The sequence below is a fragment of the Nostoc flagelliforme FACHB-838 genome (assembly GCF_014698065.1).
Classification (GTDB): domain Bacteria; phylum Cyanobacteriota; class Cyanobacteriia; order Cyanobacteriales; family Nostocaceae; genus Nostoc; species Nostoc flagelliforme_B.
The window spans coordinates 1-3,650 of record NZ_JACJSI010000509.1 but is presented as its reverse complement, the minus strand read 5'-3'; the positions used below and the strand labels follow the sequence as shown (position 1 = coordinate 3,650).

Here is a 3,650-nt window from a genome sequence, read left to right as displayed (position 1 = left end):
TTCAAAAACAGATTCTTTTATTAATGAAAATGCCTGAGTCCCTTTATCAGCTAAATTCCAAGCTGTGCAAGACATAATTACTTCTCACTCCTCCAAAATGAGCGAACCTACAGTAGTTAACTTAGTGCTACTTTTTAGTAGCAACTGGTCATACAGTAACATTGACTAAATCAACATCAGCAAGCCATATTGTTCTGCTTTGGGCAGACACTTCTTCTAAAGTTGGGGAGCGCCACTCTACCCCATAAAGCCAATTCTCTTTGAGACTAAAAATTCCTTGAATAATACGGCGTGTCGGCTGTTCACCGAAATCAACTTCAACTATGTCCCCCAGATTAAAAGCTGGAGTGGAAACAGTGGACTTTTTTAGTACATTTGTTGGATGAAATTCTTGCTTAGGTAAGTAGAGAGTTTCACTCTGGCAAACAATTGCATAAATCCATTCTTGCCCTGACCACTCAACACCACGGCAATAACCTGACAAGTTTGAGATGGGCAACAAAACTTTTTCTAACATTTCCACTGCTAGTGGAGGCATATTCTTACCCCACCCAGGAGAAATATGCCAACAGGATTCTAAGACGGTAATTTGGTTAATCATCTGGGAATGTAATCCTCTTCTTTATATATTTACTTCCTTGCATCAGTCTGATCCGGAATATAATTTCAACACTTCACTCGCTATGTCAATTCCTAATCAATACAGGTTTCAAAGGCGAAATTCCTGAACATTTGACCAAACTATCTAATTTCTGTGCTGGTTGTGTATATTCAGATCAGTGAAGAATTAAACTGAGCTACAACTTGATTTTTAATGGCGCTCTTACAAAGGCAAAAATGTCTGAACAAGATAAATTCCCCCAAAGTGTAGATGTGGACTATACTTTGTTGCATGACTTACTTGTAGGAGGGCAGTGGCAAAAAGCTGACTCCGAGACTGGGACAGTAATGCTAAAAATAGCTGATCGCATCAAAGAAGGCTGGCTTCGAGAGTCAGACATTACAAAATTTCCCCAACTGGATCTACAAACTATTGATTACCTCTGGGTAAAGCATAGTCAAGAGCGTTTCGGGTTTTCTGTTCAAAGCTACATCTGGAAGAATGTAGAACAGGACTACGGCAAGTTTTCTGATGCAGTGGGATGGCGACTAAACTACCGTTGGCGTCAGTACTCTGAGTTGATTTTTAAAACGGAGGCTCCGATGGGACATTTACCTGCTGCACCATTCTTTAAGTCGAACTTGGCTATTGGTTGGGCTGCAACTTTGATGCCAAAGCTTGCTCAATCTTATACAATTGAGCATACTCTGTAGCGTGTTCGTTGCAGATGTTGGCGTAGCCATCGCTCTAATTACTTCCTTGCGCTTAATGCCTGCTGACTTAATTGCATCACAATATTTTGGGGCAATGGGTCTATGACAGCATCAGTCGGCAGAGATTTAATAAAAGCTGTCACCTCTTCCCCAGTTTTATATTTCCCTTCACTCCAAGCGTCAGCAATCTGTTTCGCTACCCGGTCAGCATCATCAGGGTTGGCATGGGCGGTAATACATTGAATATCATTACCTGTAAATGATATCCATGTCTGCCAAAGTCCCGTAACTGGATGCTGAATAATCCCTGTGGTCAGTTCATTATCCTCAAGTACCGATTTTTTCTGACGGCGACCGAATCCTTTAAACATGGCAATATTGAGTAAACGCTACTTTAAAATGCCCAAAATCAAAACTGCGATCGCTCTAGTAAGCTGCTAACAGGTTTGACTCCATCCAGTTGTGGGCGATAATCTACTAGTTTGTACATTCCCATTAATCACCTTGGAACCCAACCAGCTAAATTTATTTTCTGATTTGACCGTCACACCAGCACGTACAGCAGAGACACTGTTAATGAGTCTTGAGGCGCTGTTGAAGTGGAAATCTCAGATTTTTGAATATCAGCAGAAGGTGAGAGAGAACAAACCACCACAGCAGACGGCATTATTTGACCTTACCCCTAAGCACTGCGACCCAGACCAAATTGATCCACTCTTGCTGCGGCTTGTGCCAATGTCATTTTATCGAATGCCAGTTGATAGTCCAGGAGAAGCTTGTCTGTATTTCATCATAGACTCGGCGGCTTCTGTTGTGTTGTACGTGGGGGAAACGTGCCGCAGTAACAAGCGATGGCAGGGTATACACGCCTGCAAAGATTACATCGCCAGCTACCAAGATTTACATTATCGCTATGGGTTACTCTCCAGCAGTCAACGCCGCATTTTGGTGGAATGCTCCGGTTGATCGACGCACACGGCAAGAGTTGGAGTTGAACCTTATTTTGAAGTGGCGCAGTCCATTTAATAAGGAGAACTGGGAACGGTGGGGCCAGCCTTTTGGGTAGGGTGGCTTATTTATGCTTTATGGCGCTACTTTTTCTTTAATATAATGTTGTCAAAAACTCAACTACCCTCCCCCCTGATTTCGCTTACGCTCAATTCTGGTCAGAGGGCGTTTCGTTTTTGACCCGCAATTCATGAGGCAGTGCGTTGGGCGGCTCTGCCGACTTGAAGTAACTGCCGTCTCGCCGCCAAGGAAAGCGAGTGTGGTGGGAGTCTTCTTGCGGAGATTAGATAAATTCGTAAACTCTCAAGATTAGAGATTACGAATTGAGAGTTTATCTCCTCAAAATATTAATAGCTGCACCTGCTGCTGCGCCATCTAATAAATCGCCAGCCACATCTTCGCGCCCGCCAAGAATAGCGCGAACCCCGGCGCTAGTTCCTGCACCGACTGCGGCATCTCTACCCAAGTTACGTTTTTTCTTACGTCCAACCAAATTGACGGCAGCACCAGCCGCACCACACTTAGCAGCATTGCGTAAAACATTACCACGTCTTCTAACAGCTCCAGTTACTACACAAGTACCAGCACCAAGGGCTGCATCTCCTAAAATTCGGTCGTTAGCTGCTGCTGGTTGAAGAGGAACTAAGGAGATTCCAATTAAACTGGCAGCCATGAAACTGGGTAGAAATGCGCGTTTGAGAATTCGATTCATAGTAGATACCTTCTTAAAAAATCAAACGACTGTTCAAAAGACTAAAGAAAAATTCAATTTGTTGCAGTTACAGATGCGCTTATTTCTAGTTTAGACTGGGAACTAGGTAGGGGAGCAATGCGGTTTTGTCAGATCCGGTAAAAAACAAGCCATCGCAAAAATCAAATCTAAGTGAGAAGTGACTTTATTTACTAAATATATGGCAGTAGCCGTGAGAATTCATCTTGATGAGATATTTCAAAAAGATTAATAGCAAGTGATTTGACTATTGTTACCAAAAATATCTATAGGAATCATATTTGATTTCTGAAAAAGACTACGAGATAATACTGAGGGAAATATCGGTCTAAGAGTGAACCATGATAAATCAGCATCTACAAGGGGCGATACCTTCGGTGAGCTTCGCTAACGCAGAACTACAAGAATTTATAGATGCTCGTCCAGATGCGCGTGAAGTCAGGAAAGCATTGGCAGTCAAACTGATTTATCAAGGCTACAAGTATGAAGAAATTGTGCGATTCGTTGCTTAGTGAATCACGGTAGTCAGTCCGCACATAACTAAGCCAGCCCGACAGCAGATTACTGTCACTAAAGGCTGAACTCTCGGTCAGATGCA

Annotated in this window: 5 protein-coding genes and 1 pseudogene; 3 read left to right on the top strand and 3 right to left on the bottom strand. The window is 42.9% G+C overall.

From position 1 onward, the window contains the following. Window positions 1-148: 148 nt before the first annotated feature. On the bottom strand, window positions 149-601 hold the full coding sequence (locus tag H6G97_RS47590) for a DUF1392 family protein (RefSeq protein ID WP_190947316.1): 453 nt from the start codon (window positions 599-601) through the stop codon (window positions 149-151). Window positions 602-837: 236 nt separating this feature from the next. Between H6G97_RS47590 and H6G97_RS47585 the strand changes: the two genes are divergently transcribed. Further along, a complete protein-coding gene (locus H6G97_RS47585) occupies window positions 838-1,314 on the top strand; it encodes a GUN4 domain-containing protein (RefSeq protein ID WP_190947315.1) in 477 nt (158 codons plus the stop codon). A gap of 38 nt (window positions 1,315-1,352) precedes the next feature. Here H6G97_RS47585 and H6G97_RS47580 read toward each other — a convergent pair whose 3' ends face one another. Then, window positions 1,353-1,685 (bottom strand): hypothetical protein, encoded by a 333-nt coding sequence (locus H6G97_RS47580; protein WP_190947314.1) that lies wholly within the window; start codon window positions 1,683-1,685, stop codon window positions 1,353-1,355. A gap of 91 nt (window positions 1,686-1,776) precedes the next feature. Between H6G97_RS47580 and H6G97_RS47575 the strand changes: the two genes are divergently transcribed. After that, on the top strand, window positions 1,777-2,280 hold the full coding sequence (locus tag H6G97_RS47575; protein WP_338422009.1) for a GIY-YIG nuclease family protein: 504 nt from the start codon (window positions 1,777-1,779) through the stop codon (window positions 2,278-2,280). A gap of 373 nt (window positions 2,281-2,653) precedes the next feature. Here the strand turns inward: H6G97_RS47575 and H6G97_RS47570 are convergent, their stop codons facing one another. After that, entirely contained in the window at window positions 2,654-3,034 is a 381-nt protein-coding gene (locus H6G97_RS47570) for a hypothetical protein (RefSeq protein ID WP_190947313.1), read from the bottom strand. Window positions 3,035-3,438: 404 nt separating this feature from the next. Between H6G97_RS47570 and H6G97_RS47565 the strand changes: the two are divergent. Beyond that, window positions 3,439-3,558 (top strand): annotated as a pseudogene (locus H6G97_RS47565) (IS630 family transposase); the annotation flags it as partial. Window positions 3,559-3,650: the final 92 nt, after the last annotated feature.